This is a genomic window from Candidatus Hydrogenedentota bacterium, assembly GCA_035416745.1.
Lineage (GTDB): Bacteria > Hydrogenedentota > Hydrogenedentia > Hydrogenedentales > SLHB01 > UBA2224.
Map to the genome: position 1 here is coordinate 110,419 of DAOLNV010000005.1, position 16,891 is coordinate 127,309.

Here is a 16,891-nt window from a genome sequence, read left to right on the forward strand (position 1 = left end):
GCTGTTACTCAAGCAGGTACCGGACGGACACCGGCGATTGTGCTGCCCCGAGCACACGAATGTTATGGTCGCCTTCCTCGCTTCTGCTGATTGCGACAAAGATATCGCACTTGCCCGGAAGCACGCCGACCGCCATCAGACCATGGGCATCAATATGCGGCCACATCCACCATACGTGTTCTTCCGAAACCCCTACAGGCAGAAGCTCGATCTCCTTGATCTCAAGGGGAGTGGAAAGCAGGTTTTGTCCCCAGGCCTCTTCCCGCGGATCCGAACATATATACATGCCGGTAATGGGACAGTCCCCGTCGTTTAAGAGCCAGACCCGCCGAACGCCGTCTTGAGGTGGACATCCTGAGAGGGAAATGAGACAACAGGCCAGCAACAGCGAAAGGGCGATGCAGCCCGACAGACGATTCACCTTTTTCTCCACACCGCTCATGCGCGGCAATTAACGGAATTCCCCCTCGTGTGTGTGCCGGGCGTGCTACTTCCCTCGAAGGCTGGTCTGACAGGAACGAGACAATTCAACGAAAACTAATCGTCTCGCACAGGAATTCTCTCCCCAATTCATGTGCAGCGTCCAACTTGATAGCACAAAAGCTGGTGGTTTTCAAGCCCCAATTTTGTCTGGGACGCTATATGTTGTGTGCAAGGTGAAAAAAATAGAAAAGGAGGGTTTAGTGTTCAAAACTCCCTGAAACCCGGAACACCCTACGCCAAGCTGTTCCGGGGCAATGGCATAATTGGGGTCCCTGGACATCTGCAGCTCCCCCAGGTATGCTCTCCATGAATAGGGACGCACCCGACAGTTGACACGTTCTCCGGGAAACGACATGAAAGTCCGCGACATCTGCTTGCTCCTTGATGAAATTGCTCCTCCGGGCTCAGCATATTCATGGGACAAGTCAGGATTGCATACCGGCGATCCTGATTCCGAAGTGTGCGGGGTTCTCGTGTCCCTTACTGTCGAGCCGGACACCGTGAAGGAGGCCAAACGCCGTAAGGCGTCGTTGATCGTTGCCCACCATCCGTTGATATGGACTCCTCTGGCTTCACTGAGGCGCGATGACCCCTGTGCCGCATTATGCTTGGCGCTGGCGGAGGCCAACATTGCCTGCTATTCGGCGCACACGAATCTGGATGTCGTGCGGGAAGGTGTCAGCCATTGTCTGGGCAAGGTTCTAGAGATCGAGGATATGCACCCTCTGCTTCCCGTCGAGCATGCCCGGCTGGTCAAGCTGGTCACCTTTGTTCCACCGGATTATCTGGAGATTCTTCGGAGCGCCGTCTGCGATGCCGGAGCAGGCAAAATCGGCGACTATACGGAGTGTACCTTTTCGGCGCCTGGCACCGGAACTTTCAAACCCGCTGCGACGGCTGACCCATTCAGCGGGCGCAAGGGCGTCCTCAATTCAGAACCCGAACTGCGCTTCGAGACACTCGTGCCAAAAGTCCGCCTGGACCGCGTCCTGCGCGCCATGTTCGAGGTCCACCCGTACGAGGAGCCTGCTTACGATATTATTGCGCTGGAAAATCCGGACCCCGAAACCGGCTTAGGAGCACGAGGCCGTCTAAAAGCCGGAATTTCCCTGGGGCGGTTTGCGGAGGACGTGCGTTCACGGTTGCGGACGGACCATGTGAGGGTGGCAGGCGAACTGAAAAGGAAGGTGCAGCAGGTGGCGGTTATTGGCGGCAGCGGCGGTTCGGAACTCAAACGCGTGCCGCGTGACGTGGATGTCGTCGTCACCGGCGATGTAAAGTACCATGAGGGACTCGAGGCCCGGCAAAGAGGGTTGGCGGTCATCGATGCCGGCCATGAAATCACCGAGCGGCCAATCGTCCCTGTTCTTGCGCAGTACTTGCGGAAACGATGCAAGGGGTTGCGTGTATATGCCTATGCTGAACCCCAGCTTTTCAAGATTGTGACAAAATGACTGCGAAGCGAAAAGACGAGCCGTTGAAGGTCCTGTTTGTTGCGTCAGAGGTTGCTCCCCTCGCGAAGACGGGCGGGCTTGCCGATGTCGCCAACTCCCTTCCCAAGGCGCTCATCTCGATGGGACACGACGTTCGGCTCGCGATGCCGTGCTACGCGACGCTCGACAAGAAATGGCTCGGTAACCGGCTTGGCACGTTCATGGTGTACCTGGGAGGCACTCACATCGCTGGCGCGGTTCGCCTATCGTCGCTGCCAGGTTCCAATGCGCCAATCTACCTGATCGAACAGGGACTGTATTTCGCGCGCAGCGGTTTGTACCAGGCGGACGGCCAACCCTATTCGGACAACCTCGAACGGTTTGCGTTTTTCTCGCTCGGCGCGCTCGAGGGGGTAGCCCAAACTGGCTGGGTCCCCGACGTGGTACACTGCAACGACTGGCACACGGCGCTGGTTCCGGCGCTTTTGAAAGTCTCGCAGCGGGTCAATCCCACATGGCGCGGTTTGCCGACGGTTTTTACTATCCACAACCTGACTTACCAGGGGCGTTTTCCAGGCGGCCAGTTCTATCACACGGGTCTGCCCGAGCATCTGTTCGCACCCGATTACCTCGAGTTCTACGGCGATGTAAACGTGATGAAGGCAGGTATCGCGTTCTCCAGCAAGATCAACACGGTGAGTCCGCGCTATGCAGAGGAGATTCAGACCCCCGAGGGAGGGTGTGGCTTAGACGGGTTCCTGCGTACGCGTTCGGCTGACGTGAGCGGGATTCTCAACGGGATTGACTACTCGGAATGGAACCCCTGGAGAGACCCGCTCATCGAAGCCCGTTTTTCGCGGAACAGACTGACCGGCAAGGCCCGATGCAAGTCCGCTCTGCAACAAACACTCAATTTGCCGGTGAAAAACGTTCCTCTGTTCTGCTGCGTTTCGCGTCTGGTCTACGAAAAGGGAATAGATCTGCTTATCGAGTCGCTTGACGCTCTTCTCCTAGAAGATCTTCAGATCGTTGTTCTGGGTTCGGGAGATCCCGAACTGGAACGGCGTCTGGCGGAAACATCTCAGAGGAATCCCGAACGGCTCAAGGTCGTGTTGCGGTACGACGAAGAGCTGGCTCATCAGTTTTATGCCGGATGCGATTACTTTCTCATGCCCTCGCGTTCGGAACCCTGCGGACTCTCGCAGATGTACAGTCTGGCTTACGGGACCCTGCCCGTCGTGCATCGTACGGGAGGTCTGGCCAACACGGTCCAGGACGCCACGCCTCAGAATATCGAGGCAGGGGAAGCGACGGGGATCGTCTTCTGCCACCCCAGCGCGCAAGCGTTACAGGAGGCAGTGCGGCGCGCCCTCAGCCTCTACTCAAACCCCACGGTATTGGAACGCCTTCGAAAAGCAGGAATGACCGAGAACTTCTCTTGGGAGCGCTCCTCCCGCGCCTACCAGGCACTCTATCGAGAGGCGATGGCAAAACCCTGATGAACGCGGAATGGGTAATACAGACCGCATCGCCCGAGGAAACGCGCGCGCTCGGGGCCGCCTTGGCGGGACTGCTGCCGCGCGGCTCCGTCGTTGCTCTGCGCGGGGAGCTGGCGACGGGCAAGACGTGCCTGGTTTCAGGAATGGCCCGTTGTTTCGCCGGCGCGGATTATGTCCACAGCCCAACCTTTACCCTGGTCAATCAGTACGGCGAAAACCCTTCCCTGCTGCACGTCGATCTATACAGGTTAAGCGGCCCGGAAGAGGTCGAAGATCTGGGATACGCGGAATTGTTCGATTCCGACGATATTTGCGTCATCGAGTGGGCCGAGCGCGCTGAAACGCTGCTTCCCGAAAACAGGCTGGACATTCTGCTCGAGCATGCTGGCCGAGACCTCCGCCGGCTCACCTTACGCAACCGTAATCTGCTTGGGAACGGCTGGCAAGAGCATCTCTCGCGCGCGACTGGCCACAAACGGGGTTAATCGCCAAGGCTCAAAACTCGCAGGTCCGCCGCCAGGCGTTCCATGTTCTGGTACCGTTCTTCGGGTTTCTTTTGGATGCATTTCATCACGATATCATCGAGTGCCTCGGGGATCTTATCGTTTTCGGCGCTTGGCGGCGGCGGCATCTCTTGTACCTGGCGCTGGATAACGTTTCCGCTGGCGAAGACGATTTTTCCGGTAAGGCATTCGTGCAACACCATGCCAATCGAGTAGATGTCGCTGCGCGCATCCGATTCTTTTCCCAAAGCCTGCTCGGGCGACATGTAGCTTGGCGTTCCCATGACGACGCCGGCCCGCGTGAGGCGGTTGTCTTCGGATTTCGCCAGACCGAAGTCCATGATCTTGATAAGACCGCCCTTGGCAATCAGGATATTCTCGGGCTTGATATCGCGGTGGGTAATGCCCGCTTTATGAATTGCCCCGAGCGCCGAACAGGCTTGCACGATGAAATTCACGGCTTCGCGCGGCATCAGCGCGCCCTTCTTGGCCAGGTAGCGGTAGAGGCTCACTCCCTCGACGTATTCCATTGCAATGTATGCGCGGCCTTCACTTGCGCTGATATCGTAAATGCTCACGATGTTCGGGTGGGAGATCTTCGCCGCAGTGCGAGCCTCCCGCACAAACCGCTCCCGAAACTCCTCCGAATCATCGATGAGCGAGCCCAGGAATTTCAGTGCGACAGGCCGGTCCAATTGCTTATCCCGGGCAAGATAGACCACGCCCATACCACCGCGTCCCAGTTCCTTCTGGAGCTCGTAACGTCCTTCGAGGGCATTCTCCACTGATTTCATCATCTGTCCGCCAGTGGCGCCCTGAGCTCCCGGCTGAAGCACGGTACCGGGTCCCGCCTTCATGCTGATCCGCGTGGAAATGCTTGATATGCGCTGGCTTACGTCACGGAATTCAAGGTCCACAGTGTGGATTTTGCGCAGGATTTGAAGAGAATCATCAAGGCGTCCCGTTTGTTCATAAGCGAGTGCCAACATGTAGAAGTACTCGAGCAGCGCGGTGTCGACCCGTTTTCCCGTGAGATGATTCTCGAGAGCCGCGACACAGTGAGCGTAATCGTGCATTTCGTAGAAACAACGACCGAGTAGTCCCCGCGAGATCTCAAACGTAGGATGGTCTTCCTTTACGCGCTGCAGAACCTTGATAGCATCCGCGAACCGCCCTGCATGAGCGAAGGCCAACCCCGCCCGGTAATACTCCCCGGCGCGCAGGAAGCAGTCGGCTGCCCGGCCGGCGTCTTTGGCCTTGGAAAAGGCCTCCCCAGCCCGGAGAAAATCGCCGGCGGCAGCATAGGCAGTGCCCGCTTCCTTCCAGTTTCCTTTGCCCTCATGGAACCGGCCGACGATGCGCGAGGCCTCCTGCTTCTTTCCTGCCTCATTCATGCAAACCGCGGCTTCCTCGAGATTGCCGGCGAGTATGTAGGTTTCTCCGGCCCGCACCAGATCGCCTCCGCTGCGGAAAAGACGGGCAGCAACATCGTGGTTGTTTGCCCGTTCGAAGCGTTCCGCGAGAAGCGGATGGAGTTCGCGCCGCTGCGCTTCGCTGAGCGATGCGGCTATCTGTTCGTCTTGAATCGTCTTGTAGCATTCGGTCGCCGCCTGGACCTGGATTTCCATGGCGTCGCCCGTAGTCCTGAAGTAATTGACAAACATCTGAAGCGCTTTGGCTATGTTGCCGGCTCTGCCGTAAGCCGAGGCTGCGAGTACCGGTTTACCGGCCTTTTCATAGGCCGCGGCAGCGTCCTGATACCGCGCGTTCTCCATGAAATACTGCGCGGCAGACTCGTAGTCGCCTTCCTTCAAAAAGAGCTGGGCCGCTTTGAGCGTATTGCCTGACTTGGCAATCTCCATGGCTTCCTTGTGGTGGTTGCCGATTTTCCTGTACCACTTGGCTGCTTCCTTGGGATGTCCCGCCTCGGAGTACAGGTTTGCGAGCTTGCCGTAGTCCTTTGCTTCCTTGAGCTGGCGCGCCTGTTCCTTCAACAGCTGACGTGAACGCACCTGGTTAACCACATCTACGTTTTTCGTGGAAGCGAGGGCGTCAATGTCGGCCGCATCCACCCAGGTGGTACGGCGCCCGCGCCGGACAATCTTGTGAATGCGCGAACTCAGATCAACAAGAATGTACAGAGCCGCCAGAATCACAAAAAGCCGGGCTATCAGGTGAAACGCCGCCGCAAACTCCTTGTCGGCAAGCTTTTCGGCATACCGCAGCGGCCAATCGGCCAAGTCCCAAAACCAGATGATGTAGCGCATGGTCGTTCTTCCGCTCTGTTTCCCGCACCCAACTCGGATCCATACTAATTCCCTTCCCGCAAAAGAACAAGCCCGACGGCGGTTCGAGGCAGGAAATCGGTGGCTCCCAATGCGTGGAACGGTTCAGGCATGCACCTTGCCCCAATCGGGCGGCCCCACAAGACCGCCGTTGAGGGCGAAACGGAGAACGAGCGGTTCAAGAGCCCCGCCGCGCTGAATCCCGCCCCACAGATTGCAGAGGAGGGGCTTCTATGCCCTTGAGCTACGGTGCCTGCCCCACTCCCGTCCCAGGCAATTTGCCCGAAAGCAGGGAATACAACGCCTGAGCCCGGGTATTCCAATCATAGCGCTCTTCGATGATTCTGCGGCCTGCCTCGCCCAGCCGTGTCCGTTGCCCGGAATCCGTGAGCACCAGAAGAACCCTGTCGGCGAATTCCTGCGGAGAGTCTGCCACAAGCACCCCTTCCCCCTCTTGCGCCTCCAGCCCTTCGAAACCAACGGTTGTGCTGACGACCGGCGTCTTCAGGGCGAGAGACTCGAGATTCTTGGTCTGAATCCCTGCCCCGATCCGCATAGGGCACACCGTGCATGCGGCCCGGCGCAAAAATGGGCGGACATCGGCGACGGCCCCGGCAACTTCAATGCCCTTTTTACCATGCAGACGCTGAATCCAGCTTGGAGCATTGACACCAACGATGATAAATCGGGCACTTGGCTTCCGCTTTCGAATCCGTGGCCAAATGGTATCCACGAAATAACGTACCGCATCGCGGTTGGGCGCGCTGTGAAGGTTGCCAAGAAAAACGACGGTGTCCGAATCGCGCCGCTCGCTTTCTTCAGGACAGAACATGCCGAGGTCCACTCCAAACGGGATCACAACGATTTGGCCACGCGCTCCGAGTTCAAGGAGCTTCTGCCGGTCAAGGTCCGTAACCACGATGGAAAAGAGGAAGTCTTCCGTGCAGCGGGTCTCGAAGGCTGCCATACGTTCTCTCTCGATTCTTTCGATGTGGCGCGCGATTCCCTTTGCGTAAGGAGCGGAGCGCTCATAGCGAAGGGTGAGGCAATCGGTCATACACAAGGTCTTGACGGGTACCGGAAGGTTCCTGGCGTAAGGCGCCATGCGCACGAGATGAGCGTAGCAGGCATCAAACGCGTTTTCTCGGGCCAGTTCTGCTGCGCGGCGGGCAAAGCGCGCGGAATGATAGTAATGAACCTGCAGCGGTTCAGCCGACGCTGCAAGCCCCAGAACCGCGTTGCACCGCGACCGGGTACGGGAGAGCCGGATGGTTTCGACGGTGAGATTCGGGAACTCGGACTGGAATGCGCGCGCGGATTCTGTTTCTCGGTCGTCCTCAATCAGGGAAAGAAGATGGATGGACTCGACCAGTGGCGATAACAGCCGGATGTGGCTGTAAACAGTCACCTTGTCGCCGCCAGCCGGAGGATAGGGCAGACGCGGTGTGAGGAAGAGGACCTTCATGGATGGTGATGCCCCGGATCATGGATAGCAGGCCTCATGCCGGTCTCCCCCGCCGTTTCCGCGCGTTCTCGCATGCTATCTGATAATACTGCTCTATCTTCTCTCCAATCGCGCTCCATTCATATGTGGTTTCGACAAGCTTTCTGGCTGCCCGGCCGAGTTTCAACCGCTCCTCAGGATGTTCAAACAGGGCGAGTACCGACGACGCAAACCCCTCCGTGCTGTCGGCGAGGATGATGTCTTCGCCCGCAGTGCACCGGATCCCTTCTGCTCCGACAGTAGTTGATACCACGGCCTTCTCCATCGCCATTGCTTCCAGGATTTTCAGGCGCGTCCCCCCGCCGATACGAATGGGCGCCACATATACCGCGGCTTTTTCTGCATAGGGACGCACGTCATCCACAGTCCCCGTGACTACGATGTTCGCCGAGGCCAGACGCTTTACCTCCGGCGCGGGCTTCTGGCCAACGAGATAGAGCATACTGTCTGAGTAACGCGCCCGGATCAACGGAAGAATGTCTTCTGCCAGGTAAACGGCCGCATCGATATTCTGGGTTGCGTTCATGGACGCGCTGAATACGATAGCATGCTGCTCCGGTTCGGTCTGAAATGGCTGGAAATATGCGCAATCCACGCCGTTAGGCGATACGAAGTACGGGCCGCCTGGCAAGTGTTCGGCGGCATAGTCCCGCTCGTCTTCCGAGCAAAAGGTCACCACGTCGAATTTCTTCCAGATGGCCGGTTCGAAGCGTTCCAGAAGGCGGGCTTGGCGGCGCGCAAAAACACCGCGGAGTGCGCCGGTCGATGGGGACTCGGCGTAACGCGCCCACAGGTGCCGGTTGATATTCTGGCAGTCGAAATAGCGAACCATGTCCCCGAAAGCCTCGTGGTACTGGGCTATGTGAAGATAGTGGGCATGGACAAGGTCGTAACGCTCTTCCGCGAGCATTTCCCGAATCTTTTCCTCGAAAGCGGGAACCCGGAAATTCGCAATGGTATACGGGGTCGCGGTAAACAGCGACGCTGAAGCATTCCAGATTCGCGCCGCCAAGCTTTTCGGCAACGGAACCAGTTCCACACGCCGAGCCAGTTTGAGTACCTCGGCAACGGCATCCCGCGACGGTTCGGTGTCCGGCGGCACCATGGCAAGCAATGTTACCGAATGCCGGTGTGCGACCTGCGCAAGAATGTTCCACACCCGCAGAGCGCCCCCGTGGGTCGGGGGATAGGGAAACGACGTGGACATCATCAGGATTCTCACGGCATGCGCTCCACCCGCCCAACGCCGCCAGCAGCTTGGACGGCAGGTTTTTTGAGCTTCAATAATAAATCAGTGAAAATACCGCGTCACGTGCAGGGTGTAGGTCAAGTCCCGGGGCCGAACGCCGATTTTTCGGGCGGGGTTTCCTGCCACAACGGTATAGGGGTCCACGTCCCGCGTGACCACGGTTCCCGCCGCCACAACAGCACCTTCGCCGATGCGCACGCCGGGGAGTATAGTCGCCCGGGAGAATACGGTGACACGGTCTTCGATTACGACGGGCGCACCCTTCACTTCATAATCAGCAGAACGAATATCGTGCGCGAGGGTAAAAATCGCGACTTGCATGGCAATATCGACATTATTGCCGATGGTCAAGCGGCTTCGTCCGTCCAGGATACAGTTGGGGTTGATAAGGGTGTGCTCTCCAATGGAAATCCAACGGGGCTTCTCGACAAAAAGGCCCATGTGGATGACGGAGCCGCGGCCCATTCTGATGCCGTAAAGGCGGCGGTAGAGGAAGTTCCGCACGCCGTTCAAGGGAATCCTATTCACCAAGTGATTGGCAATCGCCAAATAGAGCATGAGCAACATAGTCTTGCTTTTGCGTTTCAGGCTTGGCATCGTCAACTTCCCACAGGAAATTGGACATCCAGGGAGCAACCACGCCCTGCATCCCGAAATCCCTGATATCTCCCCAAGTATAGACGGTAGACCAACAATCGGCGTCCTCAAAAAGAACGCACGCACCCTGCCATACCCCATCCGAACGGCAAACGGAATCTTAGCAGACCGAATGCATTCGTGTCAGCATTGAAATCCCGGCGTTCATTACCGCATCCTCTCATGAGACTCAATAAGGGGTTTTGCGGTGACGCGACGAATAATTGTATGTGAGCCGCAGTGCACCGGATTTGTGCATGTGCCGTTCAATTCCGCGCTATTGGCCACGGTCTTGCAAGCGTATCCGGGATGGCCGGTTTCGTTCCTGGGCGAGGAGAAGCATCTTCGCCTGGTCCAAGAACATCTCAAGAAGCACAAGGTCGCGTTCGAAGGCGCTGTTTCATGGATACCGATTGAGGTTCCCGTCAGGGGAGCAAACGGCTTCAAGATCCTGAGGAAAGAATGGGCGTGGTGCCGGCAGGTCCTTCGGAAAGCGAAGCACGTAGACGTGGATTCCGTTGTTTTGTGCTCGGTAACAAACACTGGCCTGCTGTTTCTGAAACCGTTGATGTGGCTCTCGCGTTTTCCGAAGCCGGTGGTGGCTTTCCTGCACGGAATACTCGGCTCGCTGGAGCGTCCCGCTCCCTGGAAGCCGTGGCACTGGGCGCTACACCTCAAACGCGTGATGCGTCTTCCGCATCCGCGCAGGCTGGGTTATGTCGCCCTGGGAGAACCTATCATGCGCCACCTCAGACTGGAGCATCCGGGGCTGGCGCGAACTTTCGTGGGACTCGACCATCCCTATCTATGGCCGGCTGCCGCGCCTGTGTCGAATGCAGGCGACGGGGCGGTTCGGTTCGGCTTCCTGGGCACGACCAGCACTATCAAGCGCTTTGACTGGTTTTGCAGGCTCGCGTTCGAGGTTTCGCGGGAAACCTCAAACGCCGAGTTCGTGCTGGCGGGGTTCGCTACGCAGGGAGGCGAAAAGACGGAGCACTGCGGCGCCGTTCAGGGGGTGGGAACGAAGCCCCTGGACGCTGACGAGTTCGCAAACCGGGCATCCGCGCTGACGTATTCGGTGTGGACAGGCGAGCCGGAACACTACCGGCTGGTGGCAAGCGCGTCGTTCCTCGACTCGTTGTATTACGCCAAACCAGGAATCTATGTTCGGAATGCGTATGTGGAACATTATTTCGAGCGGATGGGCGATATCGGCTACATGGTTGATTCGTTTGAAGAAATGCGCGGCCTGCTAATCCGCCTGTGCCGGGGCTTTCCCAAGGAACGCTACCAACAACAGTGCGCGAACATCCTTCGGGTGCGCGAAGAACTGTCGCCGAGTTCGCTCAGCGGGAGCTTCAGGCGCATTATCGACGCGTTGCGAGAATAGGCCTCTGCGCAAACCGGTCATTTGCGAGTGTTCCCTGGAAATCGCTAGTATGGCTTCTCGTCCGTTCTGTGGTGAGAACGAAATTATGCACAGTCAATGGGTCATGTGGAGGCGCTGCTGGGGAATGAGCGTCTCGCCGTGTCCGCGGCCGGCTCTCCCCTGCTGCAGACGAGGCGAGTTCACCTGACGAGAATGGAGTGTTATGAGCGAGTTTTATGTGCATCCCACCTCGATCGTTGATGAGGACTGTAAAATCGGGCCCGGCACCAAGATCTGGCATTTCAGCCACGTGCTCAAGAAGAGCCATATCGGGGAACGGTGCAACATCGGTCAGAACGTGATGATTGGACCCGGCGTGACTATCGGGAACAACTGCAAGATCCAGAATAACGTGAGTGTGTATGAGGGTGTGCGCCTGGAGGATGACGTCTTTTGCGGCCCCTCGATGGTGTTCACGAACGTCGTCAATCCGCGAAGTCATGTGAGCCGTCGCGACGAATTCAAGGAAACGGTGGTCGAGCGCGGAGCGTCAATCGGCGCCAACGCGACCATTGTTTGCGGAGTCCGCATCGGGAGATACGCATTTGTGGGAGCCGGGTCGGTCGTCACGAGAGATGTCCCCCCATTCGCACTGGTATTCGGCAACCCGGCGCGTCTCAAAGGCTGGGTCTGCTGGTGCGGCGAACGATTGAGGTTTGGGGGCGGCAACGAGACGTGTTGCGCCGCCTGCGGCAGGGAGTACAGGAGCGAAGGCGCCGAAGTGGTGGTTATGACTGCTGAACCAGCCTGAGCCGCAGTGGCGTTCGGCGGAGCATAGGAGCATCGATGTACAGGGAAAAGACCGTCGCCGTGGTTGTGCCTGCGTACAATGAAGAAGTCCTGATCAGGAAGGTTATCGAGACGATGCCATCCTTTGTGGACAAGATACTTGTCGTGAATGACAAGAGCACGGACAACACGGCCGTGGTGGTGCAGGAATATGTCCGTCGCGACCCGGACCGCGTCGCGTTGCTCGACCTGAAAGTGAACCAGGGGGTCGGCGGGGCCATCGCGGAAGGGTATAAATGGGCGCGCGACAGCGAGATAGACTGTACGGCCGTGATGGCGGGTGATGCGCAGATGGACCCCGACGACCTGCCCAAACTCCTCGACCCCGTTGTCGAGGGGCGTGCGGACTATACGAAAGGCAACCGGCTCTTCTACGGAGACGCGTGGCACATGATTCCCAGGCTTCGGTATCTGGGCAACTCGGGACTCTCCCTGCTGACCAAGATCGCCTCGGGCTATTGGCATGTGGCCGATTCACAGACGGGCTACACGGTGGCGTCGCTCCAAGTGCTCAAGACCCTTGACCTGGACAGAATATACAAACGCTATGGCATGCCCAACGACATGCTGGTGAAGCTGAACGTCTACGACTTTCGCGTGAAAGACGTTCATGTGAAACCCGTCTACAATATCGGGGAGACATCGGGGATCAAGATCCGCAAGGTCTTCTTCACGATCCCCTTGCTTCTTTTCCGGCTTTTCATGTACCGCATGGTGCAGAAGTACATTATCCGCAATACCCATCCCCTCGTGTTTTTTTACCTTCTGGGAGGGTTCATGCTGCTGTTGGACGTTCCGTTGGCGGTGCGCCTCATCTTCAGATGGACTCAGGGAGCGTCGGTGACCGTTGAGAACGCATTTGCCGTGCTCTTCTGCGCTTTTATGGGATTCCAGTCCATTTTATTCGCGATGCTTTTCGACATGGAGGCCAATAAAGACCTCCAGGGGAAGTGAGCGGTGGCGTTTCCTCTGTCGGATTATATGGACATGCTCGGCGCCCTCCGTGGACGGGGTTATGATGCGGGGCCCGTAAAGCAGTACTGGGGAGAGTATCCTGAGCCGTTCATTTTCTTGCGGCATGATGTGGACAGACTTTCCGGGCGGGCCGTCAGAATGGCACAGGCTGAGTCCGAGGCCGGGTTCCTGTCGACATACTATTTCAGGTGCCGTCCCAGGGGTGTTTTCCCGGAAAAGGCCGTATGCGAAATTGCCGTGATGGGGCATGAAATCGGATATCATTACGATGTCATGACGCAGGCAAAAGGCAACACCGAACATGCCCGGATACTCTTCAGAGAGGAGCTTGCACGGTTGCGGGAACTCGCCGAGGTAGCAACCGTGGCCGCGCACGGCAGCCCGCTCTCGCGATTCTCAAACATGCGGTTTTCAGAGGGGCTGGATCTTGAGTCTCTCGGTTTGCTTGGGGAACCGCAGGTACACATGGATTTCTCCAGAGTCTTCTACGTGACTGACACAGGCGGGATATTTGGCAGTCCCCATAACCGCAGGGATTGGTCGAATGGCAAGAATCTGCGTAATCCCACCTCTCCCAATGACTTGCCGGGTGTGCTCCAGCCGCGGACGGAGCCCTTGGTGCTGATAACCACGCACCCTGAACGCTGGCCTGAAGGAAACGCGGCGGTGGCGCTTCATTCCATATTCGACTGGCTTGTCAACGGCCTGAAGACATGGCTGGGAGCCGGGGCCACGTGAAAGAAGCGATACTCAGACGCCTCTGCAAGCTGGAACGCTCGCAAACTCCACTGGACGAGTGCAACGCTGACCTTCCTGAGCGTGTCGTATTCATACTCTCGACCGCGCGCACGGGAACGAAGGCTTTTGCGGAAGGCCTGGCCGGAGAAGTTCTGGAATGCCATCACCAGCCTCCAGGCTCGAGGCTGTTGACGTGCGCGTCAAATCTCTGGCTTGACGGGCTCCTGCCCACCCGAGCCCTGCAGGCGCTTGTTCGGCGTATCCGAATCCCCCAGATCAGAAAGGCCAAGTGCAGGCACTATGTGCAAAGTTTCGCCTTTGACCATCTGGCGGCAAAGATCTTACATGATGCCTTTGATAATGTCCGGATTGTGCATGTCGTTCGCGATCCTCGCACCTTTGTTCCCTCGTATCTCAATTGGACGCATACGCGTCTCAAGAGCTATATCGCCAACAAGGGGGCGCCAGGCTGGCACCCCAACGGATGGCTGGCAGGAGAGTTCTCGTTTCGTGAGTGGCGGGCGCTGGACGAATTTCAGCGTGTGTGCTGGCATTGGCGGTTCAAAAACGAGCTGCTGGAGATACTGTTTTCGGACAGCCCGCGCTACATGCGACTGCGTTTCGAGGACGTTATGTTCGGAGAGCGGCGTGAAGAGGTGCTCGCCTCTTTCCTTTCTTTTTTAGACATCCCGCACGAATCCAGGTTTGAATCCGTCTTCAGAAAGCAAACGAATGTAAGCAAGAAGACGTATTTTCCGAGTTACAGTGACTGGACATCTGAAAGGAAGAAGCAACTCGCCGAACTATGCGGCTTTCTGATGGCACGATACGGTTACGCGGCCGAAGAGCAAGACAGGAGGTTTTGAGTACTCGTGGAGGCCTATGACCGAGAAGAAGCCAAAGACCTCTACGAAAACTTCTATGCCCGGAAGGACTTCAAGCATTTTTCCTGGGCGGACCCCATCGAGATTCGTACGCTTGTGAACGCCCTGGGGCTGCGAGGGAAGCTGTTGGCGGATATCGGCTGCGGTACCGGCTGGTATACAGAATTGTTCCGGCGCAATGGGGTACATGCGTATGGAATGGACCTTGCAGAGGCGGGGATCTGTAAGGCGGCAAGGGGGTTCGGCGGGGGCATGTATCTCACAGGGGATGCTTTGGCGTTGCCCGTCCGAAAAGGCAGCCTGGACGCCGTCTTCCTGAGCGGATTTCCCACCTATAATACGCAAGAGCTGCGGACTCAGGAGGGGTTCATGAGGACCTTGCTGGGATTGCTCAAGACCGGCGGCGTTCTGATTTTCCGCAAGACGACGGATCTCAGCGGGCGCAAGACTACCCGCATGAATCATACGCTTTCGCAATACGTGGAGCACTTCGCGGTTTTCGAAGGGTTTCGAATCGAGAGGCGCTTCGCCGCAAATCCATTGACTTGGTTGATTTTCCGGCGGCACGCCATGGACCCGCCCGGCAGCGCCGCAGCCACCGCGTTTACGAAACTCAGCGGCCTGCCTCTCCGGGCCACAGTTGTGGTTCGCAAGCTGGAGGGGGCGTAGGACACACCTGATGCGAATCCTCATAGATGTGAATCATCCAGCTCACGTTCATCTGTTCCGGTGTGCGGCGAGGGAATGGGAGAAGCGCGGGCATGCGGTGTTCTGGACGGCGCGGGACAAAGACATCGTGATCCGGCTTCTGGACCAGTACGGTTTCGAGTACACGGTGTTGTCATCCCACCGCAAGGGGCTTCTCGGGATGGCCTGTGAGATGGTTCAGCGGGACTGGAAAATGCTTCGGTACGCCATGAAGGTGAAGCCCGATGTCATGCTGGGCACTTCCGTCACAATCACGCATATCTCGCGGCTGTACCCGGCCAAGTCCATCCTGTTTATGGAGAGCGACCCGAGCCTGGTGAGGTTCATTGTCTGGCTGTCCTTTCCATTTGCGCATGCCATTGTGTTGCCCAATTGTCTGTCATATACGTGGGGGAAGAAGGTCTACACGCACAACAGTTCCCATAAACTCGCGGATACGCATCCCAAATGGTTCACGCCAGACCCGTCCGTGCTGGATGAACTTGGCGTGAAACCCGGCGAGACGTATTTTGTAGTGCGTTTCATCGCTTGGGGTGCGAGCCATGATATTGGAGAAGGCGGGCTCAGCATCGATGCCAAGAAACGGCTGGTCGCGTTTCTTGCCGCTCGTGGCCGGGTATTCATCACGTCCGAGACGGAGTTGGACCCCGATTTTGAACCGTACCGGCTTCGCATCGAACCGAACCGCATCCATGACGCGCTCCATTATGCCACGCTCTTTGTGGGCGACAGCCAGAGTATGAGCGTCGAGGCGCCGATACTTGGGACGCCCGCGCTCCGCTGCAACTCGTTTGTAGGGAGAACCACGGTAATTGACGAACTTGAGTCAAAGTACGATTTGGCCTATGGCTTTAGGCCGAGCGAATTTGAGAAAATGCTATCGAAGATCGAAGAACTCCTTGCACGGAGAAACCTCAAGGAAGAGTGGATGAAGAAGCGCGAACGCTACCTCGCGGAACATGGCGACATGACCTCCTGGATGGTCCAATTCGTCGAGGAGTACATGACCGGGAAGCGGGGGCCCTGTACATGAAGATTCTTGCCGTGGTGGGGACCCGCCCCAATTTTGTAAAGATGGCTCCGCTCATGCGGGAGTTCTCAAGAAGCACAAGAATCAGCGCGAAACTGGTACATACGGGACAGCACTATGACCGCGCCATGTCGGAGTTGTTCTTCGAACAGTTGAACCTCCCTGAACCGGACTGCTACCTGGGCGTGCAGCCGGGAAGTCACGCCAGGCAAACGGCTGACATAATGACGCAATTTGAAGAACTGTGTGTCTGTGATTCTCCTGATCTCGTTCTGGTGGTGGGCGACGTCAATTCTACTCTGGCCACGGCGCTGACTGCCGGGAAACTCTGCATCCCGATTGCGCATGTCGAGGCAGGATTACGAAGCTTCGATATGTCGATGCCCGAAGAGATAAACCGTTTGCTGGTTGATCGCCTCGCGCGGTTTCTATTTGTCAGTGAACCGGCGGGGATGGCGAACTTGGAGCGCGAGGGACTCCGAAGGGAACAAAAGGCGTTTCTGGTCGGCAACGTAATGATTGATTCGCTGGTGGCATGTTTGCCTGCTATCAAGGCAGCTGAGGCTTCCCGGAAGCTCGGGCTCCAAGACAAGCGATACGCGGTAATGACGGTTCATCGGCCCTCGAACGTGGATTCGGAAGAGGGCCTGCTGCGTATCCTGGAAATTCTGGAGGAAGTTTGCAAGACCTTTCCTGTCGTGTTTCCCGTTCATCCGCGAACTGGCGCCAATCTCCGGCGATTGGGC

General features: G+C 57.5%; 16 protein-coding genes. 11 read left to right on the plus strand and 5 right to left on the minus strand.

What is annotated here, in order from left to right:
• Positions 1–4 precede the first annotated feature (4 nt).
• Positions 5–421, minus strand: a complete 417-nt coding sequence (locus PLJ71_03615) for a hypothetical protein (GenBank protein HQM47747.1) — start codon at positions 419–421, stop codon at positions 5–7.
• Positions 422–836: 415 nt separating this feature from the next.
• Between PLJ71_03615 and PLJ71_03620 the strand changes: the two genes are divergently transcribed.
• From PLJ71_03620 to tsaE, 3 genes are read left to right on the plus strand one after another with little or no spacing between them, the layout of a single operon-like run.
• Positions 837–1,937 (plus strand): Nif3-like dinuclear metal center hexameric protein, encoded by a 1,101-nt coding sequence (locus tag PLJ71_03620; GenBank protein HQM47748.1) that lies wholly within the window; start codon positions 837–839, stop codon positions 1,935–1,937.
• Positions 1,934–3,415 (plus strand): glycogen synthase GlgA, encoded by a 1,482-nt coding sequence (gene glgA / locus PLJ71_03625; GenBank protein ID HQM47749.1) that lies wholly within the window; start codon positions 1,934–1,936, stop codon positions 3,413–3,415. Before PLJ71_03620 ends, glgA begins: the two co-directional genes overlap by 4 nt.
• A complete protein-coding gene (tsaE, locus tag PLJ71_03630) occupies positions 3,415–3,900 on the plus strand; it encodes a tRNA (adenosine(37)-N6)-threonylcarbamoyltransferase complex ATPase subunit type 1 TsaE (GenBank protein HQM47750.1) in 486 nt (161 codons plus the stop codon). Before glgA ends, tsaE begins: the two co-directional genes overlap by 1 nt.
• Here the strand turns inward: tsaE and PLJ71_03635 are convergent.
• From PLJ71_03635 to PLJ71_03650, 4 genes are all read right to left on the minus strand, one after another.
• Positions 3,897–6,185: a protein kinase gene (locus PLJ71_03635; GenBank protein HQM47751.1), complete on the minus strand. Its 2,289-nt coding sequence runs from the start codon at positions 6,183–6,185 to the stop codon at positions 3,897–3,899. The two genes, tsaE and PLJ71_03635, sit on opposite strands and share 4 nt — an antisense overlap.
• A 262-nt stretch (positions 6,186–6,447) precedes the next feature.
• The gene (locus PLJ71_03640; protein HQM47752.1) at positions 6,448–7,668 is read right to left on the minus strand and encodes a glycosyltransferase; all 1,221 of its coding nucleotides are present in this window, start codon (positions 7,666–7,668) and stop codon (positions 6,448–6,450) included.
• Between the two features lie 34 nt (positions 7,669–7,702).
• Complete coding sequence (locus PLJ71_03645) at positions 7,703–8,929, minus strand: glycosyltransferase (GenBank protein ID HQM47753.1); 1,227 nt, start codon at positions 8,927–8,929, stop codon at positions 7,703–7,705.
• A gap of 69 nt (positions 8,930–8,998) precedes the next feature.
• Positions 8,999–9,553 carry an acyltransferase gene (locus tag PLJ71_03650; protein HQM47754.1) on the minus strand — a complete coding sequence of 185 codons (555 nt, stop codon included), beginning with the start codon at positions 9,551–9,553 and terminating at the stop codon, positions 8,999–9,001.
• Positions 9,554–9,800: 247 nt separating this feature from the next.
• Here PLJ71_03650 and PLJ71_03655 point away from each other — a divergent pair, with 247 nt between their 5' ends.
• The 8 genes from PLJ71_03655 to wecB all read left to right on the plus strand — a co-directional run.
• The gene (locus PLJ71_03655; GenBank protein ID HQM47755.1) at positions 9,801–10,982 is read left to right on the plus strand and encodes a hypothetical protein; all 1,182 of its coding nucleotides are present in this window, start codon (positions 9,801–9,803) and stop codon (positions 10,980–10,982) included.
• A gap of 202 nt (positions 10,983–11,184) precedes the next feature.
• Positions 11,185–11,772 carry an acyltransferase gene (locus PLJ71_03660; GenBank protein ID HQM47756.1) on the plus strand — a complete coding sequence of 196 codons (588 nt, stop codon included), beginning with the start codon at positions 11,185–11,187 and terminating at the stop codon, positions 11,770–11,772.
• Positions 11,773–11,807: 35 nt separating this feature from the next.
• Positions 11,808–12,764 carry a glycosyltransferase family 2 protein gene (locus tag PLJ71_03665; GenBank protein HQM47757.1) on the plus strand — a complete coding sequence of 319 codons (957 nt, stop codon included), beginning with the start codon at positions 11,808–11,810 and terminating at the stop codon, positions 12,762–12,764.
• A gap of 3 nt (positions 12,765–12,767) precedes the next feature.
• A complete protein-coding gene (locus tag PLJ71_03670; protein HQM47758.1) occupies positions 12,768–13,523 on the plus strand; it encodes a hypothetical protein in 756 nt (251 codons plus the stop codon).
• The gene (locus PLJ71_03675; GenBank protein HQM47759.1) at positions 13,520–14,389 is read left to right on the plus strand and encodes a sulfotransferase domain-containing protein; all 870 of its coding nucleotides are present in this window, start codon (positions 13,520–13,522) and stop codon (positions 14,387–14,389) included. Before PLJ71_03670 ends, PLJ71_03675 begins: the two co-directional genes overlap by 4 nt.
• A gap of 6 nt (positions 14,390–14,395) precedes the next feature.
• Positions 14,396–15,076: a class I SAM-dependent methyltransferase gene (locus PLJ71_03680; protein ID HQM47760.1), complete on the plus strand. Its 681-nt coding sequence runs from the start codon at positions 14,396–14,398 to the stop codon at positions 15,074–15,076.
• 10 nt (positions 15,077–15,086) lie between these two features.
• Positions 15,087–16,148, plus strand: coding sequence for a DUF354 domain-containing protein (locus PLJ71_03685; GenBank protein ID HQM47761.1), 1,062 nt, complete (start codon positions 15,087–15,089; stop codon positions 16,146–16,148).
• Positions 16,145–16,891, plus strand: a 747-nt coding sequence (gene wecB / locus PLJ71_03690; protein ID HQM47762.1) for a UDP-N-acetylglucosamine 2-epimerase (non-hydrolyzing), incomplete at its 3' end; no start/stop codon positions are given. The genes PLJ71_03685 and wecB, both read left to right, overlap by 4 nt.

What these genes read in the sequence shown, in the direction of transcription:
- PLJ71_03620 (HQM47748.1), top strand. Translation starts at nt 837, where the DNA reads ATGAAAGTCCGCGACATCTGCTTGCTCCTTGATGAAATTGCTCCTCCG.
- glgA (HQM47749.1), top strand. Translation starts at nt 1,934, where the DNA reads ATGACTGCGAAGCGAAAAGACGAGCCGTTGAAGGTCCTGTTTGTTGCG.
- tsaE (HQM47750.1), top strand. Translation starts at nt 3,415, where the DNA reads ATGAACGCGGAATGGGTAATACAGACCGCATCGCCCGAGGAAACGCGC.
- PLJ71_03635 (HQM47751.1), bottom strand. Translation starts at nt 6,185, where the DNA reads ATGCGCTACATCATCTGGTTTTGGGACTTGGCCGATTGGCCGCTGCGG.
- PLJ71_03640 (HQM47752.1), bottom strand. Translation starts at nt 7,668, where the DNA reads ATGAAGGTCCTCTTCCTCACACCGCGTCTGCCCTATCCTCCGGCTGGC.
- PLJ71_03650 (HQM47754.1), bottom strand. Translation starts at nt 9,553, where the DNA reads ATGCCAAGCCTGAAACGCAAAAGCAAGACTATGTTGCTCATGCTCTAT.
- PLJ71_03660 (HQM47756.1), top strand. Translation starts at nt 11,185, where the DNA reads ATGAGCGAGTTTTATGTGCATCCCACCTCGATCGTTGATGAGGACTGT.
- PLJ71_03665 (HQM47757.1), top strand. Translation starts at nt 11,808, where the DNA reads ATGTACAGGGAAAAGACCGTCGCCGTGGTTGTGCCTGCGTACAATGAA.
- PLJ71_03685 (HQM47761.1), top strand. Translation starts at nt 15,087, where the DNA reads ATGCGAATCCTCATAGATGTGAATCATCCAGCTCACGTTCATCTGTTC.